This window comes from Pseudomonas sp. KBS0710 (assembly GCF_005938045.2).
Lineage (GTDB): Bacteria > Pseudomonadota > Gammaproteobacteria > Pseudomonadales > Pseudomonadaceae > Aquipseudomonas.
Map to the genome: position 1 here is coordinate 5,891,335 of NZ_VCCF02000001.1, position 21,296 is coordinate 5,912,630.

13 protein-coding genes are annotated in these 21,296 nt (G+C 62.4%); 5 read left to right on the plus strand and 8 right to left on the minus strand.

Going from position 1 to position 21,296, the window contains the following annotated elements:
* Positions 1 to 64 precede the first annotated feature (64 nt).
* Positions 65 to 1,054, plus strand: a complete 990-nt coding sequence (locus FFI16_RS26855) for a hypothetical protein (protein ID WP_138813209.1) — start codon at positions 65 to 67, stop codon at positions 1,052 to 1,054.
* Here FFI16_RS26855 and pbpC read toward each other — a convergent pair.
* The 8 genes from pbpC to FFI16_RS26895 all read right to left on the minus strand — a co-directional run bounded on the left by pbpC (position 1,051) and on the right by FFI16_RS26895 (position 15,156).
* Positions 1,051 to 3,360 carry a penicillin-binding protein 1C gene (gene pbpC / locus FFI16_RS26860; RefSeq protein ID WP_138813210.1) on the minus strand — a complete coding sequence of 770 codons (2,310 nt, stop codon included), beginning with the start codon at positions 3,358 to 3,360 and terminating at the stop codon, positions 1,051 to 1,053. The two genes, FFI16_RS26855 and pbpC, sit on opposite strands and share 4 nt — an antisense overlap.
* A complete protein-coding gene (locus FFI16_RS26865; RefSeq protein WP_138813211.1) occupies positions 3,341 to 9,157 on the minus strand; it encodes an alpha-2-macroglobulin in 5,817 nt (1,938 codons plus the stop codon). Before FFI16_RS26865 ends, pbpC begins: the two co-directional genes overlap by 20 nt.
* A gap of 311 nt (positions 9,158 to 9,468) precedes the next feature.
* Entirely contained in the window at positions 9,469 to 10,401 is a 933-nt protein-coding gene (locus FFI16_RS26870; RefSeq protein WP_017135107.1) for a phosphatidate cytidylyltransferase, read from the minus strand.
* Position 10,402: 1 nt separating this feature from the next.
* Complete coding sequence (locus FFI16_RS26875) at positions 10,403 to 11,023, minus strand: 1-acyl-sn-glycerol-3-phosphate acyltransferase (RefSeq protein WP_138813212.1); 621 nt, start codon at positions 11,021 to 11,023, stop codon at positions 10,403 to 10,405.
* A gap of 9 nt (positions 11,024 to 11,032) precedes the next feature.
* Positions 11,033 to 11,476 (minus strand): hypothetical protein, encoded by a 444-nt coding sequence (locus FFI16_RS26880; protein ID WP_138813213.1) that lies wholly within the window; start codon positions 11,474 to 11,476, stop codon positions 11,033 to 11,035.
* Positions 11,466 to 12,764: a phosphatase PAP2/dual specificity phosphatase family protein gene (locus tag FFI16_RS26885; protein WP_138813214.1), complete on the minus strand. Its 1,299-nt coding sequence runs from the start codon at positions 12,762 to 12,764 to the stop codon at positions 11,466 to 11,468. The genes FFI16_RS26880 and FFI16_RS26885 overlap by 11 nt, the downstream gene beginning before the upstream one ends.
* Positions 12,765 to 12,766: 2 nt before the next feature.
* Complete coding sequence (locus tag FFI16_RS26890; RefSeq protein WP_138813215.1) at positions 12,767 to 14,521, minus strand: bifunctional alpha/beta hydrolase/class I SAM-dependent methyltransferase; 1,755 nt, start codon at positions 14,519 to 14,521, stop codon at positions 12,767 to 12,769.
* An 11-nt stretch (positions 14,522 to 14,532) separates the two neighbouring features.
* A complete protein-coding gene (locus FFI16_RS26895) occupies positions 14,533 to 15,156 on the minus strand; it encodes a CDP-alcohol phosphatidyltransferase family protein (RefSeq protein WP_138813216.1) in 624 nt (207 codons plus the stop codon).
* Between the two features lie 296 nt (positions 15,157 to 15,452).
* On the opposite strand from FFI16_RS26895, the gene hflK (FFI16_RS26900) reads away from it, so the two are divergent.
* Genes hflK (FFI16_RS26900) through FFI16_RS26915 form a run of 4 tightly spaced genes read left to right on the plus strand, consistent with a single transcriptional unit; the run spans position 15,453 to position 21,291 of the window.
* Positions 15,453 to 17,378: a protease modulator HflK gene (gene hflK / locus FFI16_RS26900; RefSeq protein ID WP_138813217.1), complete on the plus strand. Its 1,926-nt coding sequence runs from the start codon at positions 15,453 to 15,455 to the stop codon at positions 17,376 to 17,378.
* Between the two features lie 12 nt (positions 17,379 to 17,390).
* On the plus strand, positions 17,391 to 18,377 hold the full coding sequence (gene hflC, locus FFI16_RS26905; RefSeq protein ID WP_138813218.1) for a protease modulator HflC: 987 nt from the start codon (positions 17,391 to 17,393) through the stop codon (positions 18,375 to 18,377).
* A complete protein-coding gene (gene hflK, locus FFI16_RS26910) occupies positions 18,374 to 19,408 on the plus strand; it encodes a protease modulator HflK (protein ID WP_138813219.1) in 1,035 nt (344 codons plus the stop codon). Before hflC ends, hflK (FFI16_RS26910) begins: the two co-directional genes overlap by 4 nt.
* On the plus strand, positions 19,405 to 21,291 hold the full coding sequence (locus FFI16_RS26915) for a cation-translocating P-type ATPase (RefSeq protein WP_138813220.1): 1,887 nt from the start codon (positions 19,405 to 19,407) through the stop codon (positions 21,289 to 21,291). Before hflK (FFI16_RS26910) ends, FFI16_RS26915 begins: the two co-directional genes overlap by 4 nt.
* The last annotated feature ends 5 nt before the right edge of the window (positions 21,292 to 21,296 follow it).

Genomic DNA, 21,296 nt, shown 5'->3' on the forward strand with positions numbered 1-21,296 from the left:
CACTAGCGGCCACCTTATCCCTAGAATGCAGGCTTATGGATAGCCAGACAGGGGTGTCATCACTATGAACAGAGGTTTTTACCGTGCGGATAAACGCTTGCCGCTCAGCCTTTCGTACTCGCTGAGACCTGGTCTGGTAAAAGTCTGTGGCACTGTGATGCTCAAAGAGGCGCGCTTATCCCCAGTGGATGGCTTGCCCTGTGCCGGGTATTCACTGCAGATCCAGGAGAGCTACCGCGACAGCGACGAAAAGGATGCATGGCGGACAGTATTTACTGACGCGCAATGCAATGACTTTGCGCTCAAGGATGCCCACGGCACTGTGGATATCATCGCCGAAGGCATTGAGCTGTTTTCAGGCCAAGTGCCGCAGCTAGGGGACTATCGTTACACCGCAGGACCGGGCCGCCAGCAAGGAGAAATCTTGCTCAGCGAAAGCCTGGAGGTCATGGTTATCGGTACTGCAATACAGCGTAACGGTAAAACGGTGATCGTCCGGGGTGAGGAGGCCGATACGGTATTTGGTGTGGAGCGGCTGCGCAATGTGAACAACTATCGTCTCGCTGTGCCAGCGTGGCGCGCCTTGGGGTTATGCAGTGCCTTGGTGGTGTTGTTCAGTATGGCGCTACTGCTTATAGATCCGGCGCAATGGATGCAGTGGCAGTTGCCCAGCCGCGATACGTTCCAGCAAATGGCTGGATTGGGGTCATTCCATGAAGGGGTGGCTTTGTTGTATCAGCGCCAAGGTTTATCGCTGCCGTTGTTGGCTGCCTTCGGTTGGATGGGCATAGTTTTCGTGCTGATGTGCGTTGCACGGGTGTTTCTTTATCGAGATATCCACAAGCGGGTTCAGCCCATACTTATCGCCTGGGGAGTGGTTGGCGTGATCGGTGGAGGCCTGGTGACGTGGGCATTGGTGGCGCTCGAGTTCGATCCATTCAAGATCCTTTTGATCTGGCTGAGCGTGATTATTGTCGCTTTGATCTTTTCCATTACCCAAATCCGCGCGTTGCAGGCGTTGGTGGCTAGCGTTTTCAATACCGAGTTGACCTAAGGTACAAACTCTACTCGTAACCCACGGCTCGCACTGCGGCCCTGATCATCACTGACCCGCAACCGGTATTCGCCCGACTTGCCAGGCCGCCAGTTCAACGTGGTTTGCGGCGGGCCTTGGCCGATCAGGGTCTGGTCGGCAAACCAGTACAGCGTAGTCGCGTCACTGGCGGCGTTGGCATTGAGCGGGATACTTTCCTGCGGCTGGGACAGGCGCAACTGGTAGCTCACCTGGGTCAGCGGCGAGCGAATCTGCGGCGCTTCGCTTTGGTCGCTGATGCGGTTGGGCTGGCAATTTTTCATCACGTTGGGCGGTGTGCGCCGGGGCAGGCCGGCGGCGCGGTACAGCCGCTGTACGTCGCTGGGCCAGAATTCGAAGACTTCTTCGCGGGTGTATTGCGGGTCGAACGGCGGGCACGCGGCCTTGCCGGTGCGCGTATCGATCAGTACCGGGCGATGCAGATTGGAAACGCGAATCGGCGACACGCCGGGGATGTACCAGGTCTTGCGAGTTTGCGGACACCAGCGGTTGGGCAACTCGCCGGAGGCCGCACACACGTCGATGCGCACCAGCCCGGCGGGCGGCTTGTCGGGTTTGATCACCACACTAGGCAAGGCCAGTGGCAGTGCGTCGGCGATACGGAAGAACAGCGGCGCAGCGGTTTTGGCACCGATAAACGTCGGGTTCGGCCGCCCATCAAAGTTGCCCACCCACACCACCAGTACATACGGCCCCACCAGGCCCGCGCTCCAGGCATCGTGAAAGCCCCAGGACGTGCCGGTTTTCCAGGCCGTGCGCCAGTGGCGGCCAGGCAGGCCATCCGGGCGCGGGTTGCGGCGCAGCATGTCGCGCACCATAAACGTAGCTTGGGGCGTGAGCAGTTGCGCGCCAGTGGTTTGCGGCTGTTCCTGCAAATAGCGCAAAGGCCGCAAATGCCCGTCACCCGCCAGCATCACATACAGGCGCGCCAGTTCCTCCGGCGTCATCTCGCCGCCGCCCAAGGCCAGGGCCAGGCCGTAGTGACTTTCCCCACGCAAGCCTTTGATCCCGGCGCGTTGCAGCAAGCCATACAACGAGGGCGACTGCACCTGGCTGGCGAGCCATACCGCCGGAATATTGCGACTACGGATCAACGCATCCCGCGCCGTCAGCGGCCCGACAAAACTGCCGTCGAAATTTTCCGGCTGGAAGTAGCCGAAGTTACTGGGCAAATCCTTGAGGATGCTCATGGGGTGGATAACCCCCTGATCCAGCGCCAACCCATACAGAAACGGCTTGAGCGTCGAACCCGGCGAGCGCCGCGACAACACGCCGTTGACCTGGCCGTGGATGCTTGTGGATAAGTAATCCGCCGAACCCACCAGCGCCTTGACGCTCTGGTCGCGGCTGTCCACAAGGATGGCCGTGGCGTTTTCCACACCGGTACTGCGCCGCTCGGCAATAAAACCGCTGATTAGGCGTTCGAGCAATTGCTGCAACGGCAGGTTGAGGGTGGTGTTGAGTTCGTTGCCGGGCTGCGACGCCAGCAGTTGTTCGCTTAAGTGCGGCGCCAGAAACGGGATCTGCTGGCGGTTGCGCGCCTCCAGGGGCAAGTCGAGCAAACTGTCGTTACGCGGGTCCTGTGGATAAGTTTCGCGCCAGTCGGCCATCAAGCGCAGCCGCGCATGTTGCAGCGACGGCCCGAAGCGCGCGCGCCGCCCCGGTTGCTGCGGGATCACCGCCAGCGCCAGCGCTTCGGACAACGACAACTGCGCCGCCGACTTGCCAAAGTAAATCCGGCTGGCGGCTTCGGCGCCTTCGATATTGCCGCCCATGGGCGCCAGGTTCAGGTAAGCCTCAAGAATATCGTGCTTGCTGTAGCGCGCTTCCAGCCATAGCGCCAGGGCCATCTGCTGCAATTTGCCCGGCACTCGGCGGGTGTTGAGGTCCCACAAGCGCCGCGCCAGCTGCATGCTCAAGGTCGAGCCGCCCTGGCGCTGGCCCCCGCTGTAGGTGGCCATGGCCGCGCGCAGCAACGCCGGGGGGTTGATGCCCGGGTGCCAATAGAAATTGCGGTCTTCCTTAAGCAGCAAAGCCTCGACCAGTGACGGCGACATGCGTTCCAGCGGCAGCCACAGGCGGTATTGCCCATCCTGCGCCAAGGTCATGCGCAGCAGCGCGCCGTCGTCGGCCAACACCACGCGGGACGAGGTGACGGCCTGTTCCAGCGGTGCATGGGGCCACCATCGCAGCCCCGCCAGCGTGCCTGTAACGAGCAGCGCCGCTGCAAGCAGCGGCGTCAGGCGTTTAAGGCTTGGTAATTTCAAGCTGGCCTACTTTGCCGCGCCCTTGCAGGGTGGTTTCGTACATGCCTTCGGCGTAGGCCGGTGGCGTATTGAACGTCCCTGCGTTGGTGGCGCGCACGCGGTACACGAAAGTGCCTACATCACGCAGCGCGGTGCCGTACAACACCACCCGATCATCGCGCACGTCCACGTAGTCCGGCTGCCAGTTGCTCAGCTCGGTCTCGCCGATCGGCGCCTGCCAGGTCTCGGTTTCGTCACCGTCGGCGGTTTCCACGTACTCGGAATCGTCGCTTTCACTTTCACTTTCTTCGTTGCTGGCGGCCGCTTCCGGCTCCGGTGGCAAGTTATACACAGGCTCGACGCCACCGGGCAGCAAGTCGACCACGGCCACTTGTTGCACTTGGTCGCGGTCGGTGGCACGCAGGCGCAGGCGCACCAGGAACTCATCGCCCACCGCGACTTTGCTCACCGGCTCGCCTTTGAGGTCGAGGTATTCGTGGATGATTTCCAGGCCATTGTTGATCGGCTTGAGCTTGGCGCCCTTGTCGAAACCGGCTTCGCTGAGCATGTAGAAAGCGGCCGGGCCGTCGGTTTTTTCCATCACCAGCTTCTGCGTTTTACCCGGCACGGCGGCGCGCGGTGGCTGGCCGGCCATCTCCAGCAATTGCTGTTGCTTGTCACCCAGCCAGGCGGTCGCCTTGAGGGTCATGTCGCTCTGGGCGCGCTGGCCATAGTTATCCAGGGCGCGCAGCAGCAGGGCGGCCGACAGCGAGTTGTAACGCTGTTCGTTCAGGCGCTTGCCGAGTTTATCCAGCAGTGCCGTCGGTACATCGTCAAGCAACTCGGGGAAGTGGCGCGCCAGCAGGTGCAAGTGCTCGGCATCGTGTACCAGCGGGTCGTAATACAGGCCATCGCTCTCCCACTTATCCACCAGCGAACGCCACGGGATCTTGCGGAACAGGGTATCGGCCTGACGATCCTGCTTGAGCAGCTTGTAACTGGCCGCCAGGTAAGCGGCGCCCAGGTCGTTCTGCCAGGTGTCTTTGAAGTAGCTCTCGTAACGCTCGCGAATGTCGCTCAAGGCGCCACTCACCAGAATCCCCTGACGGCTCAAGAGGTAACTGGCGTAGGCACGGTTGCGCAATTCCGACAGACCTTCGCTCGGGCCATTGGCCAGGTCGGTCAGGTAGGCGTTGGAGCGCGCCAGCAGGTCTTCCGGCACCGGCAGCCCGCGTTCCTTGGCTTCGATCAGGAAGTCGGTGGCGTACAGGCTGGCATACGGCGCCACGTCCGGGTTGGCCGCCCACAAACCAAAGCCACCAGCCGAGTTCTGGCGCTGGCGCAGCATGCGCACCGCGCCGCTGAAGGCTTGTTCGGCTTCTGGCGCCGTGCCGCCCCAGATCAACGCCGGCATGGCCTTGGACACCAATTGCTCGGTGCAGGCGTAGCCATAGTCATCCAGGTAATGCTTGAGGCCGTTGGCCCAAACCAGCGGCGAGGCGGCCACACCCAGTTGCACATCGCGCAATTGGCTGAACAGTTCGCGGGTCGGTTTCAGCTCTTTGCTGGCGCTGTCGAAACGGCCCAGGCTCAAGGCCACGCGATGCTCGCTCAGGGGGCGGATCGAAGTGGTTTCCGCCACCTGAATACGTTTGCCGTTCGGCAATATCGCCACGAAACGCAGGTCCGCCGAGCCGAGGGTTTCACCCACCTTGATCTTGAACTCGGCGGTGCCTTCCTTGCGCGGTTGCAGCGACAAGGTGCTGCCTTTGTCGCCCTGCACATTGAGGCCGTCGCTGGTCTGCACTTCAAACTTCACGTCCGCCGCCGCGTCGAGGTTACTGAACACCCCGGCGCTCACATTGAACACATCCCCCGGCGCCACAAAAGCCGGCACGTTCGGCGTGATCACAATCGGCACGCGTACTTCGGTATTGGCCTCGCTGACGCCCACGCTGTCACTGTCCACCGCCACTGCAAACAGGTGCAGCTTGCCGTTGAAACTGTCCGGTACCTGGTAGTGCAGCACGGTTTCACCGGCCGGCAGGTCAACCAACCCGGACCACCAGGCCACCGGTGGCTGGTGTTTACGCTTGAACGGGTTGAGGTGGTTGGCCAGCGCGCCTTCGGTGTCACCTCCGGGCGCTGCCCCACTGAGCAGGCGGCTGAATTCCGGCAGGATCAGGTCAAGAATCTGACTGGTGCCAACCTCCAATGCGCGTTTCTGGAAGAAGAAGCCCAACGGATCTGGCGTCTGGTAACGCGCCACTTGCAGGATGCCTTCGTCCACCGCGTAAACCACTGCGCGGCCTGGGCGGTCGGCGGTCACCTTGATATCCAGGGTCTGCCCCGGCTCGATCTTCTCCGGGCCTTCAACCTTGAGCGCCATGCGCCGCGCATCCAGGTTGATGCTGAAGGGCACCACGCCGTAGGACAGCGGGCTCATATAAACCTCTGGCGAACCCATATCGCGCACAAACTGCACGTTAACGTAGGCATTGCCCTCAAGCCCGGCAGGCACGCGGATATGTTGCACGCTGTTGGTGCTGTCGGCCTTGAACCACTGTTGGGTGTAAACCTTGTCACGCTCGATGGTGATCAAGCCGGCACCGGTGTACGGCGCGCGGATGCTGATCGCAATCTCATCACCGGTGGCGTAGCTGCGTTTATCCAGGCGCAGTTGCAGTTCGGCGTTGCGCTCCAGCGAGCGCGAGGTGTTGCCACGCCCGGCCACGCTGTAGTCGATCTGGTTGAGCAGACGGCCATTGGCGTCTTTGACTTGCAGGGTGAAATCACCCGGCGTGCCGGTGTTCAGCGTTTGCTTGGCGCCGTCCTTGGTCATCGTCAGCGGTGAAGCCGGCTGGCTGATGTTCTTGATGCGCGACTCGTACTTGTAGGTGCCGTTGGACTGTTTCACCAGTACCGACACGTAACGGTGTTCGACCACTTCACTGGTCAGGCCATCCACTGCCATCGGTGTGAGGTCTGGCGCAACGGCCAGCCATTGCACCTGGCGCGGGGCATCCTTGGCGACGTACGACAGCGAATCCTGACTTCTCACACCGACCAGATAAGGCGCGGACGACACCAGCAGCGCACTTTGCGCCGCCACGTTACGGCCACCTTCGGCTTCAAACACCTGGGTCATCACCTGCAGGCGATAGGTGCTGCTGGCGAAGCGTTGCAGGTTGAGGTCGAGCACGGCCTGGCCGTTGTCGTCGACGGTGGTTTCAGCCAAGTCTTCAGTACTGGCTTCTTCCAGCGAATCGTTGAGGCGGAAGCGGTAATCGGGGTAACGGTCAAAGGCCGCGAGCGTCGGGCTCAGGGACATCTTCGCGGTGACACGCCGGCCGGCTGCCGGGGCGCCGAACAGGTGCATGGCGGTGACTTTGGCCACCACTTGGTCCGGCGGGATCCAGCCCAATACGGGTGTGTCGTGCAGGCTCAGGCTGACCTTCATGCGGTCCGGCTCGAAGTCGCGAACCTTGAAGCTGACACTGCCCAGGTCGGTGCGGGTGTTTTTCTGGCCAATCAGCTGCAAGGTCGCGGTGTAATCCCCGGCGGGTGCGACTTCACTGCTGGGGAAATCAAAGGTTTCAAAGCCGCTGGTGGACAGCTTCAGCGGCTGGCGAATCACTTCCAGGCCACGCGGGTCGGTGATTTGCAGTTCAACCGGCAGGCCTTGCAAGGCGCCTTTCCAGTCGCCGCTGCGCACGATCATGCCCAGGTGCGCGGTCTCGCCCGGGCGGTACAGGCCACGGTCGGTGAACATATACGCGCTGAGGCGATTAATCGCGCCGTCTTCTTCCAAACCACCTACATCGAAGCGTGAAAAGTCCAACTGCTGGGACTGACGGGCAATCGGCAGGAACGACTGGTCGTTGCCGCGGGTGACTACATACATCAGCGGCGTTTTCTCACGGCGCAGTTCGTCCAGCTTGGCGAAATGCGCGTGGCCTTCGGCATCGGTGCGGCCGCTGGCGACCGGCAGGCCGTTGCGACCCATGATGTCGACTTGTGCATCGGCGACCGGCGAGCCGTTGCCAATGGACTGCACAAACACATCATGGCTGCCGTCGCTGGAGCGTTTGGCGATGATGCCCAGGTCGGTGACCACGATAAAACGCAGGTCGCTGGTGCTGTTGCGTTCGTACTCGAACGTGCGCTCGGCCGGGTCATCCTGCGGGCTCAGCTTGAGCACGAAAATGCCGCGACGGCCGCCATTGGCGGTGAGGTAGTGGCTCAGGTCCACGTTGTCGTAGACGGTTTTCGCCGGGTCATTGGACGACAGCGCAATATCCAGCGACTGACGCTCAACCATGCGGTCGAAGTATTCATTGCCGAAATTCGGGCGGGCGAAGCTGCCGCTGCTTTGGTCGACCAAATGTTGCAACTGGTTGGGCAGCAGGCGGGCGATTTCCACATGGGCGCCGGGCACGCCACGGGCCATGAAGCCCAGGCGTTTTTCGCCGTTGAGGCTCAGCAACGCGCCGTCCGACAGGAACTGCAAGGTGCGCGGATACGCCGGCATGCTGATCAGTGAGGCGGTAGGGTTTTTCGCCAGATAGCCACCGATGGCTTCCAGGTTGGCAGGCACGCGCACATACAACGCTCGGCCGGCCGGGGCCTTGAACTTGAAGGCATGCAAGGTATTCAGCGGCTCGACGCTGGGCACGTGGGTCAAGCTGACCTTGGTGCTGCGCGCCAGCATTGCGTCATCGATATCGTTGCTGGTGTAAGGGCGCGTGTCATCTTCGGCCTTGGCCGGCAACAGCCAGGCCTGGACCTTGCCGGCGATGGTGTCGTCGGCCACGGCGCTGGAGCTGCTGAACATCAATACCGGCTCCGGTTCGCCGCGCTCGTTGTCGACAAAACTGACTTCGGCGCTGGTAAACGTCAGGCGATAACGGCCGGGCACGGTGACTTCCGCCACCAATGGCGCGGTGCTGGCATTGCCGCCGTCACGGGCCTTGATGCCTTCATCGAGCTTGGCGTTGACCGGCGTGCTTTCCAGTGGCGTGGCCAGGGCGGCGGAGCGCACGTAAGCATTCAGCTTGAGTTCGTCGAAGGTGATTTCCGGGCGGTTGGGCAGTTGGGCGTCGCGGTAGGCCAGGCCTTTGCCGAGGGTTACCGAGACGCGCTTGCGCAGGTTTTCTTCATCCACCGGGTGGGAAAAGTGAAAGGTCGCCACCAGCTGTTTCAGTGTCGGGTTGGACGGGTCCTGGTACAGCTCGTTTTGCGCCAGGGTGGCGCGGAACGGTTGGGTCGAGAACTGGCTGCTGTATTGGCTCAGCAGCACGCCGTCAGCCAGCAGCTGTTTCTTGGCCAGGTCGAGCGTGTAATGAGCATCCACAGGCCAGTCTTTTTCCGGCACGAACACTAACGTGCGGTCGTCGGACCAACGCCAGGCACCGGCTACAGCGGGTTTAAGGGTAATGCCTTCAGTGACCGGCTTGCCAATCGCCGCCAGCGGAGCCACGGACTCGGCAAAACGCACCTGCAAGTTATCCACAACCGCAGGCTGCTGGGTGTAATCGGTCAGGTTCGGCTTATGCAGCGAATAACCCACGGTGTGGGGCTGCGGCAAATTCGAATACCAGTGCCAGCCGTAGAAACCAGCAGCGGCCAGCAGCACCAGGCCCAAGACCCCGGCACCCGCCTGGCGCGGATGGGCGCGGGCTTTACTGCCCAGGTTTCCCACGCCACGGCCCGTGGCTCGCAGCCAGGCCGGCGGCTGCCATTGGCCAAAGATGGCACTCACCACAGTCAGTAAAGCGCCGATAATCCGGCGGCTGATCGCTTTCAACGAATCGAACATGGTGAGCATCCCTGGCAAAGTGCGGCCTATCTTACACGCGTCTTTGATACAAAAGATGACGTGAAGTGGTCAGCGTGCTCAGGCGTGTTGCACAAAGGTGAGGCGTGCCGCAAAACCGATCAAAAGACTGCCCGTGAACCAAGGTTTCGGGCTTAGCTTGGCCTCCCAATACACCACAAAACACCTGTGGGAGCCGGCTTGCCTGCGATGGCGATGGCACATCCAAAAGTGATGCTGGCTGACACTCCGCTATCGCAGGCAAGCCAGCTCCCACAATTGATCTGTGTTGGGCTTGAGAGAGTGTGTGTTTCTCAGGTCCACCAGTAGCGCACAAGATGGAAGAAAATCGGCGCGGCGAAACATACCGAATCCAGGCGATCCAACATCCCGCCGTGGCCTTCGATCATGTGCCCCCAGTCCTTCACGCCCCGGTCGCGCTTGATCGCCGACATCACGATGCCGCCGGCGAAGCCCAGCAGGTTGATCAGCAGCGCGATCAAGAATGACTGCCATGGGTTGAACGGCGTGGTCCACCATAGCGCCGCGCCGATCAGGGACGACAGCAGAATCCCGCCGACAAAGCCTTCTACGGTTTTGGACGGCGACAGATTGGGCGCGATCTTGTGTTTGCCGAACAGCTTGCCGCACACGTACTGCAGCACGTCCGACAGTTGCACCACGATCACCAGGTAAGCGATCAGCAACAGGTTGCGGCCTTCGTAGCCGGGAATGTCGAGTGTCAGCAGGGCGGGCACGAACGACACGCAGAACACCGCGATCATCAGGCCCCATTGCACCTTCGACGCCCGCTCCAGAAAGTGCGTGCTGTCGCCGCCCAGCGAAGCAAGGATCGGCAGCAGCAGGAACACATACACGGGGATAAAGATCGAAAACAGCCCGTACCAGTCGGCATAAATCAGCAGGTATTGCAGCGGCAGCGCCAGATAGAACGCGGCTACCAGCGCCGGGTAGTCACTGCGGCGGGTGGGCGTAAGGGTAAGAAATTCGCGTAAGGCATAGAACGACACCGCATAGAACAGCAGGATCACCGCGCCGGTGCCGAGCCAGAAGGCGATGCCGATCACCACCACCATCACCCACCACGCGTTGATGCGGGCGTTGAGGTTGTCGACCACCGCATTGGGTGTGCCACGGGTGCGCAGTTTGAGGATCAGGCCGATCAGCGAGGCAAGCACCAGGATCGCGCCGATTCCGCCGAACAACATCAGGGTTTGGCTATCCATGTCAGACATGCTCCGGGGCAAGGGCAAGCAGGGCGTCGCGGCTGCGGGCAAGGAAGGCGGCCTTGTCTTCACCGTCTTCCAATTGCAGCGGCGCGCCAAAGCTGGTGGTGCACAGCAACGGCAGCGGCAGTACGCGACCCTTGGGCATGACCCGGTTGAGGTTGGCGATCCACACCGGAATCAACTCGGCCTGTGGGTAACTTTTTGCCAGGTGATACAGGCCGCTTTTGAACGGCAGCAAACCGTCTTCGAGGTTGCGCGTGCCTTCGGGAAAGATGATCAAGGAGTCACCACCTTCCAGCGCGGCCAGCATCGGCTGCAAAGGGTTATCCACAGGGTCTTTGCGCTCACGGTCGATCAATACGCCGTTGAACACGCGGTTGATGATGTAGCGGCGCAGTGCGCTTTGGTTCCAGTAATCACTGCCGGCTACCGGCCGGGTGAATTTGCGCAGGTTCTGCGGCAACGACGCCCATAGCAAGACGAAATCACCGTGGCTGCTGTGGTTGGCGAAGTAGATGCGCTGCACCGGCACCGGCGCGCACCCCAGCCACAGGCTACGGGCGCCGGTGACGGTGCGGGCCATCGAGGTAATCAGGGTGGCGACCACGGGTTCTAACATGGGGATTCCTTATCCGGCGAAAGGTAGCCAAGGGCTGGCGAGGATTATGGCCAGGGTCAGCAGCGCTTGCGCACCCAGCAACCAGGCTTGTTTGCGCAGCAGTTTGAGCGCGCCGCGACGGCGTTCGGTCCAGGGTCGGCCGGCGCGTTTGGGCGATTGCAGGCCGAGGCTCTGCAAGGCTTGGTCGAGATCGGCCGTGCGCCCGGTATCGCGGGCCAGCAGGGCGAACAGGTCGGCGTCGAAGGCCACGCGCAAGGCCCAGTACTTTTGCAGCAGGCCGAGAATAATCATCCACAGGCTGAGCAGCAGGCACAGGGTCGAAACGCTGGCCAACAGCAATTGAGCAAGGCCGAATAACACGCCGGCCACGGTCAGGCCTGTGGATAACTGATCCAGCGAGCGGCCACGGCGCAGCAGGCTGGCAACCACCTGGAGTTCCATATCAGCGGGCATGGGGCAAACCCTCCAACGCTTTACGGTGAGCAGGATGCAGGACCACTTCGGCCCGTGCTGTACGAATAATAGCCACTGCCTCGTCGACCGTTGCGGCGCGCCCGCTGTGCAGCAACCACGCGGCGACGACGGTGGCGCTGCGCGAGTAGCCGAGGGCGCAGCACACCAGCAACGGGCCGTTTGAACGCAGGCGCTCAATGGCTTCGGCGGCTTGCAGGCATTGCGCGGGCGTTGGCGCGATCAGGTCGAGCACAGGCACGCATTCATAGGTGCGGCCTTGTGGATTAATCGGCAATTCGGCGCACAGATCGACGATGGCCTTGAAGGAATTTTGCTCGCCGGTGGCAGGAATTCGACCAAGCCAGACGTTATCCACAATCTGGTCGGGCTGTGGATGTTTACGTGTCCACAGCCTGGAATTTATCCACGCGGCCGCCAAGTAGGGTGCATACAGCCAGCGCGCCGCTGGCGTGAGCCGACCATCAGCGCGTTTTTGGAAGCCTGAGGCGCCCAGCATGAGGTAATTGGCCTTGATCAAGCCTAAGGAGACCGCCGGCCATAGCAGCCACAACCACCAGCCGCGCAGCACGCAGGCCAGAATCACCAACATCACCGCGCCCAGGCCGTAGCGCACACCCAGCCGCCAGCGCTGGGTATCCCGCGTCAGCCGTGCATTCAAAAGCGGGCTTGGATGTTCCACCGGCCACAGCCACACGCATAACCAACCGGCCAGGGCGCCTGTGGGTAAGTCGATAAAGTGATGTTGATAAGTGGTCAGTACCGAAATACCGATCAACGCGAACCAGCCATGCACCAGCCAACGCCAGAACCCTTGGGTGTGGCGCTGGTACATCACCCATAAAATTACCAGCAGCGCGATATGCAGCGACGGCGCCTGGTTGAAGGGTTTGTCGAAGCCGGCCAGCACCGCAAACAGCCAGCCGAATACGCCATCCAGCTCCGGCCGTTCAAAGGTGAAACGCAGTGGCCAGATTAAAAAGCAGCTCACGGCAATGACTTGCGCACTGAGCAGGCGCAGCGCGTGTTGTTTCAGCTCATGACGAGTATTGGGCAGCAGCAGCGAAAACCCGTAAAGCAGGTCAATGGACCAGTAGGGCACGATGGTCCAGGCCCAGAACGGCATATGGGTTTCCCAGCCGAACACCAGCGTGCCCACATCGCTGCGCTGGCTGGTTACCCAGGTGGCAAAGCCGTAGGTGCTGAAGAACAGCGGCGCCAACAGCAGTAGCCACAGGACTGCGGGTTTCAATAAGCCGGGTTCGCGCATGCTCAGATCTTCTGCGCCAGGGACACGGTGAAAATGCCCCACTCATCCACACGCTGGGTGATTTTGCGAAAGCCCGCCGCCTCGACCAGTTGATCCATTTCGGCCTGGCTGCGACGGCGCATTACCCAGGCCTGGCCCTGGCGATGGCTGGTCAAGGCGCGGGCGATCAGTTCCAGTTGCGGGTGCCACGGCTGGCCGGTGTAGACCAGATACCCGCCGGGTTCCACCGCTTCGGCCAGACCGGCCAGCGAACCGCCGACCATGCCGTTATCGGCAAACAGCTCATACAGGCCGGACACCACCGCCAAGGTCGGCTTGGGTTCCAGGGCCGCCAGGTCTGCCCTATCAAATGCATCGCCTTTGACGAACTGCGCGATGTCCCCCAGGCCTTTCTCGCGAATCAGTGCACCGCCGTCACGTACGTTGATGTCGCTGTAGTCGCGCAACAGGATCGATTCCGGCAACGGCGAAACGCCCTGCAAGGCTTCGAGAATGTAGCGCCCGTGGCCGGCGGCGATATCGACAATGCGCACTTCGCGATGCTCATCGCGCAACCTGGCCATGGCCAGCCGCAGCAGTTCCTCGACGTTCAACTTGCGCTGGCGAATGCCGCGCCAGCCGATGGAGTTGAGGTAGTTGGTGTCGATCATCCGCCCCAAGCCGCCCTTGCCGGTGGGCTTATTGCGGTACACATAGTCCAGGGTGCTGCCGGAGTCGAAGCCGGTGTCGAAACCCAGTTTCACCCCGTCCGACAAGTTCTTGCCCAGGCCCATGCTGGCGCGAGTCATGCGCCAGTACAGGTCGCGCAGGGAGTTACGCGGCAGCGGCGCGGCGAGGGCTTCGGACTCGGCGCAAGTGGCGCCCATTTTGTCGGCATCCAGCAGGGCGGCGCGGTCCAGCGGGTGTTGGAAGTTCTGCAGGATAAAACGCCGGGCGCTGTTCACCGCCACGGCGCGGTCGCGCTCGCCAAGGGTGTCGTGGAAAAACCCGGGCAAGATGTGCAGCTCTTTTTTCAGGCTGCCCAGGCGGTCGAAAAATTGCTGCTGGGGTTTGCGGTGCACCACGAAGTCGGAACCGGAGATGAGCAATTGCGTCGGCACCTGGATCGCCTGGGCATCGGCGACCACGCGGTCTGCGGCTTCGTACAGACCGAGCAGCACATTCACCGAAATCGCTTTGGTGATCAGCGGGTCGCTGTCGTAGGACGCGACGCGCTCCGGGTCATGGCTGAGGAACTTGGCCTTGACGTAACTGTTGACGAAAAAATTGCCGCGAAACTTGCGCATCAACGCCAGCCCAGGTCGGGCGAAGGGCACGTACAGCTTGACCTTGAACGCCGGGGAGGCGAGCACCAGTGCGCGAATTTTTGGCGCGTAGTCGTGTACCCAAGTGGCCGCAATCACCGCGCCGACGCTTTGGGCGATGACGGCGAAATTTTGTTCTTCTATGCCGTAAGTGGCGCCGATGTGTTCGCAGAAGGTCTGCACGTCGCGGGCGCTGGTGGCAAAGCTTGGGCTGTCACCGCGCGCGCCCGGCGATTGGCCGTGGCCACGGGCGTCCCAGGCAAAGAAATCGAATTGCGGCAGGTCGAGTTCATCGACCAAGTGGGCAATACGGCCCGAATGTTCGTGACCACGATGGAACAGCAGGATCGCCTTGCGCGGCGCGTCACCCACAGGCGCAGTGGCCGGCCAGTGCCGATAAAAAAGCTCGACGCCATCATGGGTACCGAAGGTGTGCTCTTGCTGTTCGCGCATCGCAAAAATCCTTATGCAATCGGAGAGGTTTCTTGTTGTTCTTTGAGGCCCTGACGCACGCGGTTGACCAAGGTGTAGGCGAGCAGGGCGGCCACCAGCCACATCACCGCGTCGACCCAGCCGGCGCCGAGCCAGCCCAGCGCCACGCCAATGGCGAGCACACCAAGCACGAAGGCACGATCACTTTTGCCCATCGGCCCGTCATAGCGCCGTGAGGCGCCGACCATTGGCCCCAACACGCCGGCGTATTCGCTGAATACGGCAAGCAACGCCACCAGCAACACCGGCGCCAGGCTCACGCCGGGAATCAGCGCAAAGGGCAGGATCAAGGCGCTGTCGGCGATCACGTCGCACAGTTCATTGAGGTAGGCGCCCAGGCGCGATTGCTGGCCGAATTCACGCGCGAGCATGCCGTCGATGGCATTGAGGGCCATGCGCAGGATCATCCACAGCGGGATCAGCGCAAACAGCCAGAGGTGTTGGGCAAAGCTGGCGATCAACAAGCCGACCAGCAAGGAAGTGACGCCGGCCAGCACGGTGATCTGGTTGGCGGTGGTGCCGTTGTCGTAAAGACGCTGCACAAGAGGGCGCAGCAGGTTCTGAAAACGCGGTTTGAGCTGGTAGATCGAAATCATGACGCTTCCTTGTCCATGGGCCCGCGAAAAACTGTTTGGAGTGTGCCGATTAATCCGTGCCTGCACCAGTGATGGCTCGTGTTTCTGGGGGTTTAATCACTATTGCGAGAGCACCACAGGACAAATGTGGGAGCTGGCTTGCCTGCGATAGCGGTGTATCAGGCCAACCAACGATCACTGGCAGACCGCTATCGCGGGCAAGCCCGCTCCCACAGGGGATTTGTGCTGTTTTCGGACAAAAATTTCACGCTGCGTGTTATATCGTAACTAATTGTATGTAAGTGGACGTGAAGTAGATGCAAGTGGATCTGGCAGCGGACGGCGCTTCGGTGGAAGGCCTTCCGCGTTTTCAACAAGGGCTGTTCCATGCCCGCCGATTGCGCCAAGCGGGCATCAGCCTGACGGCCCTGGCCGTGGCCGGTTGGGTGCTGGCGCTGTTTGTCGCACTGTTTGCGCCGCTGTCGATCTGGCCGGTGGTGCTGATCAACTGCGCGTCGGCCTTGCTGGTGCTGGTGGCCGGGTTGCAATCGGCGTGGTGGGTGGCGGATTGGCGCGCCCAGGCGCTGGAAACGCCCACGACGGAATTGATCGAAGCCTCCGGCGAAGAGGTTGGCGCGTTCGCACGGGCGATCAATCGGTTTGGCAGCGGCTTGCTGTCACAGGTTGGCGCGCCGGTGCTGTGGCTGTGCGGCTGGTCGTTGCTGGCGCTGATCAGCATCATCGAATTCTGGAACCTGGCCTTGCCCGCCGCCGCGGTGGGGCAATCGGCGAGCATTGGCGCGGCGGTGGCCCTGGCGTTGGCCTTTGGCTTGTTGGTGTTCGAGCGACGCCTGGCCCAGGAAACCGCCGCGCAATGGCCGGAAGCGTCCCAGCTGGCGCAGTTGAGCCGCGTGGCGATTATCAGCCTGGTGGTCAGCGCGATTTGCCTGCTGTTTGCCGGCGCTGAATCCGTCTGGCCACTGCGCCTGGCCGTGTTGACGGGGCTATTGCCCGCGCTGGTGGCGCTGGAGTTTCTGCTAAGGGCCGTGCTGTCACTGTTCAGCCCGCGCCAGCCGCGCCTCGAACCGCGCTTGATGGCGCAAAGCTTTATCGCGGGCCTGCTGCGTTGGCCACCCCAACCCTTGCTGGCGTTGCAGCACGAATTGCACAACCGCTTTGGCATCGACTTGCGCCAGATCTGGGCGTTTACCTACATGCGCCGGGCGTTTTTGCCGGTGCTGCTGGTGGTGCTGGCGGTAGGCTGGGCGTTGACCGGCGTGCACGAAGTGCCCCTGCAAGGCCGTGGGATTTATGAGCGGTTCGGCAAACCCGTGCAAGTCTTCGGGCCTGGCTTGCACGCCGGGTTGCCGTGGCCATGGGGTCGCGTGCTGAGCGTGGAAAACGGCGTGGTGCATGAACTGGCGACCAGCGTCAGCGAGGCCGCCGCACCGGAGTTGGCCTCGGCGGAAGGCCCGGCGCCATTGATCGCTAACCGTTTGTGGGACGCCAGCCATGTGAATGACAAATCTCAAGTGATCGCCAGCAGCAGCGGCGACAAGCAGAGCTTCCAGATCGTCAATATGGATGTGCGTTTCGTCTACCGCATCGGCCTGACGGACAAGGCTGCGCTGGCCGCCACCTATAACAGCGCGGATGTACCGACGCTGATTCGCAGCACCGCCAGCCGCATCCTTGTGCATGATTTTGCTTCGCGCACCCTAGACGAATTGCTCGGTGAGCAACGCACCAGCCTCGCCGACGAAGTAGGCCGCGCGGTGCAGGCGGACCTGCAAAAACTCGACAGCGGCGTGGAGATTTTGGCCACGGTAGTCGAAGCGATTCACCCACCGGCCGGTGCTGCCAATGCTTATCACGGTGTGCAGGCGGCACAAATTGGCGCCCAGGCGCTGATCTCCCGCGAACGCGGGGCTGCCAGTGAGCAAACCAACCAGGCGTTGTTGCAAGCCAGCACTGCCCGCGATCAGGCGGTGGCCACTGCCCGTGAAGTAAACGCGGGCGCCCAAGCGGCCGACCTGCGTTTTACCGCCGAACAAAAAGCCTACGCCACTGCGGGTCGTGCCTTTGTGCTGGAACAGTACCTGGGCCAACTCAGCCAAGGCCTGGCCAATGCCAAGCTGCTTATTCTGGATCACCGCCTGGGCGCCGATGGCGCGCCGACGATCGATCTGCGTTCTTTTACTTTGCCGGCCGACCCGATGGCGCCGCGTAAAGCCGTTCAATAAGGAGTCTGTCTGTTGAGCGCACATTCTCACGATCATCACCATCATCACGGCCACCATCATCACCACCATGGTGATGAGCAGGCCGCTGGCCCATTCCCTTGGCGGCGTATGGCCTGGGCGGTGTTGCTGGTGCTGTTTGCCGTCGCGGCGGCGAGCCTGGTGCAGGTGCGTTCCGGTGAAGCCACGGTGATTACCCGCTTCGGCAACCCGGCGCGGGTACTGCTGGAGCCGGGCCTGGGCTGGCGCTGGCCGGCGCCGTTCGAAGCGGCGATCCCGGTAGACTTGCGCCTGCGCACCACCTCCAGCGGTTTGCAGGATGTGGGCACCCGCGATGGCCTGCGCATCATCGTGCAGGCCTACGTGGCGTGGCAGGTGCAGGGCGATGCCGACAATGTGCAGCGCTTTATGCGGGCGGTGCAGAACCAGCCGGATGAAGCGGCGCGGCAGATCCGTACCTTCGTAGGCTCGGCGCTGGAAACCACGGCAGCCAGCTTTGACCTGTCGAGTTTGATTAACACCGACGCCAGCCAGGTGCGGATTGCCGATTTTGAAGCCCAGCTGCGCCAGCAGATTGATCAACAGTTGCTTACCACCTATGGCGTGCGCGTGGCGCAAGTGGGCGTGGAGCGCCTGACGTTGCCTTCTGTGACCCTGACCGCCACCGTCGACCGCATGCGCGCCGAGCGCGAAACCATCGCCACTGAACGCACCGCCGTGGGCAAGCGTGAAGCCGCGCAGATTCGCTCCGCTGCCGAGCGCGATGCGCGCATCGTGCAGGCCGATGCCACGGTGAAAGCCGCTGATATCGAAGCCCAGTCGCGGGTTGAAGCGGCGCAGATTTACGGGCGTGCCTACGCCGGCAACCCGCAGTTGTACAACCTGCTGCGTTCGCTCGATACCTTGGGCACGGTGGTTACACCGGGCACCAAGATCATCCTGCGTACCGACGCTGCGCCGTTCCGTGCACTCGTAGACGGGCCCAAGGACGTTCAGCCATGACCGAGCGTGACGGCCCGGACAGCCCGTGGATCCAGGCCGGGCGTCTGACCTTCCTGGCGCTGTACGCGGTGACGGTTCTGGCCGCATTGGCCTGGGCGTTTTCGAATGTGCGACAGATCGACCCGCAAAACCGCGCGGTGGTGTTGCACTTCGGCGCGCTTGACCGCATCCAGAACGCCGGGCTGTTACTGGCGTGGCCGCAGCCCTTCGAGCAAGTGGTGCTGTTGCCGGCGGCGGACCGTGTGATCGAGCGGCGCGTGGATAACTTGTTACGCTCCGAGGCGGCGATCCAGGCCGACCGCGTGGCCAGTTTTGCTACGCCCTTGAGCGATGCGCTGGCCGGTTCAGGCTATTTGCTGACGGGCGATGCCGGTGTGGTGCAGCTGGATGTGCGGGTGTTTTATAAGGTCATCGAACCTTACGCCTTTGTGTTGCAGGGCGAGCATGTGCTGCCGGCCCTGGATCGGCTGGTGACGCGCAGCGCGGTGGCACTGACCGCCGCGCGCGACCTGGACACGATTCTGGTGGCGCGCCCTGAACTGATCGGCACCGACAACGGCGCCGCCGAACGCCGTGAGCGGCTGCGCGGTGATCTGGTGCAGGGCATTAATAAACGTCTGGCCGAGCTGGCCTCGACGGGATTGGGCTTGGGCATCGAAGTCACCCGCGTAGATGTGCAATCGAGCCTGCCAGGTCCGGCCGTCAATGCCTTCAACGCCGTGCTGACGGCCAGCCAGCAAGCTGACAAAGCCGTGGCCAATGCCCGCACCGACGCGGAAAAACTCACCCAGACCGCCAACCAGGAAGCCGATCGGCTGGTGCAGGTTGCCCACGCCCAGGCCAGCGAACGCTTGGCCAATGCCCAGGCGCAAACGGCGACGGTCGCCAGCCTGGCGCAGGTTAAAGACCCGGGCTTGTTGCTGCGGCTGTACCGCGAGCGCTTGCCGAAGATTCTAGGCCAGGCAGGTTCCGTGACCACCGTCGACCCTAAAGACGACTCCCGCTTGATCATTCAGGGAGCCGAGCAATGAGCGCGCCCATGTTGACCTCCGCCGAGCAGCGCAGCGCTGCCCGGCAATTAACCCTGGCGATGTTGGCCTTGGGACTGCTGGTGCTGGGCCTGGTTTGGCGCTGGCTGGCGCCGGACCAGACCGGTGTCAGCCAGCTGCTGCTTGGCGTTGCGTCCTTGCTGGTGGCCGTGCCGGTGATGCGCTCGGCCTGGTACAGCCTGCGTTACCCCAGCCTGCATGGCATCACCGACCAATTGATCGCCCTGGCGATGCTGGGTGCCTGGGCCACCGGTGACCTGCTGACGGCCGCCTTGTTGCCGATCATCATGATCTTCGGCCATGTGCTGGAAGAGCGCAGTGTGATCGGCTCCCAGGAAGCGATTCACGCCCTGGGCAAACTGACCCGCAGCCATGCGCGGTTGGTACAGGCCGATGGCAGCATTATCGAAGTGGATAACGGCACGCTGAACACCGGCGATATCGTCGAAGTACGTGCCGGTGACCGCGTGCCCGCCGACGGCGTGGTGCTGTCGGGCCAGGCGAGCCTGGACACGGCGCCCATCACGGGTGAGTCGGTGCCGTTGGAAGCCAGTGTCGGTGTGCAGGTGTTTGGCGGGGCGATCAACCTGGATGGGTTGTTGCGCTTGCAAGTGACGCGCACCGGCAATGAGTCGACCTTGGGCAAGGTCATTGCGCTGATGCAGAACGCCGAGCGCTCCAAGCCGCCGATCACTCGGTTGCTGGAGCGTTACGCTGGTAGCTATATGGTGCTGGTGTTGCTGCTGGCGGCGGTGACCTGGTTTGTGACCAATGACGCCCAGGCAATGTTGGCGGTGTTGGTGGCAGCGTGCCCGTGTGCCTTGGTGCTGTCGGCGCCGGCCACGGCGATTGCCGGGATTGCGGTGGCGGCGCGCCACGGGATTTTGATTCGCAGCTCGGCGTTTCTGGAGGAGTTGGCGGACCTGACCTCGCTGGTAGTCGACAAGACCGGCACGCTCACCTTCGGCACGCTGCGCTTGCAGTCCATCGAAACCACGGCGCCGGATCGGCAGGTGTTGTTGAATCTCGCCGCCAGCCTTGGTTCGGCCAGCAGCCACCCGGTCAGCCGTGCGCTGGCGGGGTTGGCCACGCAGGAACAAATGTTGGTACTGACTGACATCCGCGAACGCCAGGGCCTCGGCGTTGTGGCGCAAACCGAACAGGGCGAGGCGGCGCTGGGGCGGCCGGAGTTGTTCGAGCAACTGGGTATCGTCACAACGGAGGTGCCGAACCATGACGGCCCGATTGCCGGGCTGGCGTTGAACGGGCAGTTCCTTGCCTGGCTGTTGCTGGCGGACAGCGTGAAGCCGGAAGCACGCCAGGCGCTGCAAGAGCTGCGCGACCTCGGCCTGGGCCGCCAGCTGCTGCTGACCGGCGACCGCCAAAGCGTGGCCGACAGCCTGGCGCTTGACGTCGGCATCAGCGATGTCGAGGCGCAGGCCTTGCCGGAAGATAAGCTCAACCGCGTACTGGGGGAAATCAGCAGTGGGTTCCGTCCAATGGTGGTGGGTGACGGGATCAACGATTCCCTGGCACTCAAGGCGGGCGTGGTCGGCGTGGCCATGGGCGCGGGCGGGGCGGACATCGCCCTGGCATCGGCGGACGTGGTGCTGATCGGCAGCGATCTGCGTCGCCTCGGCACCTGCGTGCGCTTGAGCCGCCAGTGCCGACAGACGTTGCAGGTCAACGTGATCATCGGCCTGGGCTGGACGCTGGCTATCGTGGTGTTCGCCGCGTTTGGCTGGCTGGGTGCAGCAGGCGCAATGATCGCGGCGGTGTTGCACAACCTCAGCACCCTGTTGGTATTGGGCAATGCCGGGCGTTTGCTACGCTTCCAGGAGCCGCTTTTGAAGCTGGATGAATAATTTTC

What these genes read in the sequence shown, in the direction of transcription:
- FFI16_RS26855 (WP_138813209.1), top strand. Translation starts at nt 65, where the DNA reads ATGAACAGAGGTTTTTACCGTGCGGATAAACGCTTGCCGCTCAGCCTT.
- FFI16_RS26865 (WP_138813211.1), bottom strand. Translation starts at nt 9,157, where the DNA reads ATGTTCGATTCGTTGAAAGCGATCAGCCGCCGGATTATCGGCGCTTTA.
- FFI16_RS26870 (WP_017135107.1), bottom strand. Translation starts at nt 10,401, where the DNA reads ATGGATAGCCAAACCCTGATGTTGTTCGGCGGAATCGGCGCGATCCTG.
- FFI16_RS26875 (WP_138813212.1), bottom strand. Translation starts at nt 11,023, where the DNA reads ATGTTAGAACCCGTGGTCGCCACCCTGATTACCTCGATGGCCCGCACC.
- FFI16_RS26880 (WP_138813213.1), bottom strand. Translation starts at nt 11,476, where the DNA reads ATGCCCGCTGATATGGAACTCCAGGTGGTTGCCAGCCTGCTGCGCCGT.
- FFI16_RS26885 (WP_138813214.1), bottom strand. Translation starts at nt 12,764, where the DNA reads ATGCGCGAACCCGGCTTATTGAAACCCGCAGTCCTGTGGCTACTGCTG.
- FFI16_RS26890 (WP_138813215.1), bottom strand. Translation starts at nt 14,521, where the DNA reads ATGCGCGAACAGCAAGAGCACACCTTCGGTACCCATGATGGCGTCGAG.
- FFI16_RS26895 (WP_138813216.1), bottom strand. Translation starts at nt 15,156, where the DNA reads ATGATTTCGATCTACCAGCTCAAACCGCGTTTTCAGAACCTGCTGCGC.
- hflK (WP_138813217.1), top strand. Translation starts at nt 15,453, where the DNA reads ATGCAAGTGGATCTGGCAGCGGACGGCGCTTCGGTGGAAGGCCTTCCG.
- hflK (WP_138813219.1), top strand. Translation starts at nt 18,374, where the DNA reads ATGACCGAGCGTGACGGCCCGGACAGCCCGTGGATCCAGGCCGGGCGT.
- FFI16_RS26915 (WP_138813220.1), top strand. Translation starts at nt 19,405, where the DNA reads ATGAGCGCGCCCATGTTGACCTCCGCCGAGCAGCGCAGCGCTGCCCGG.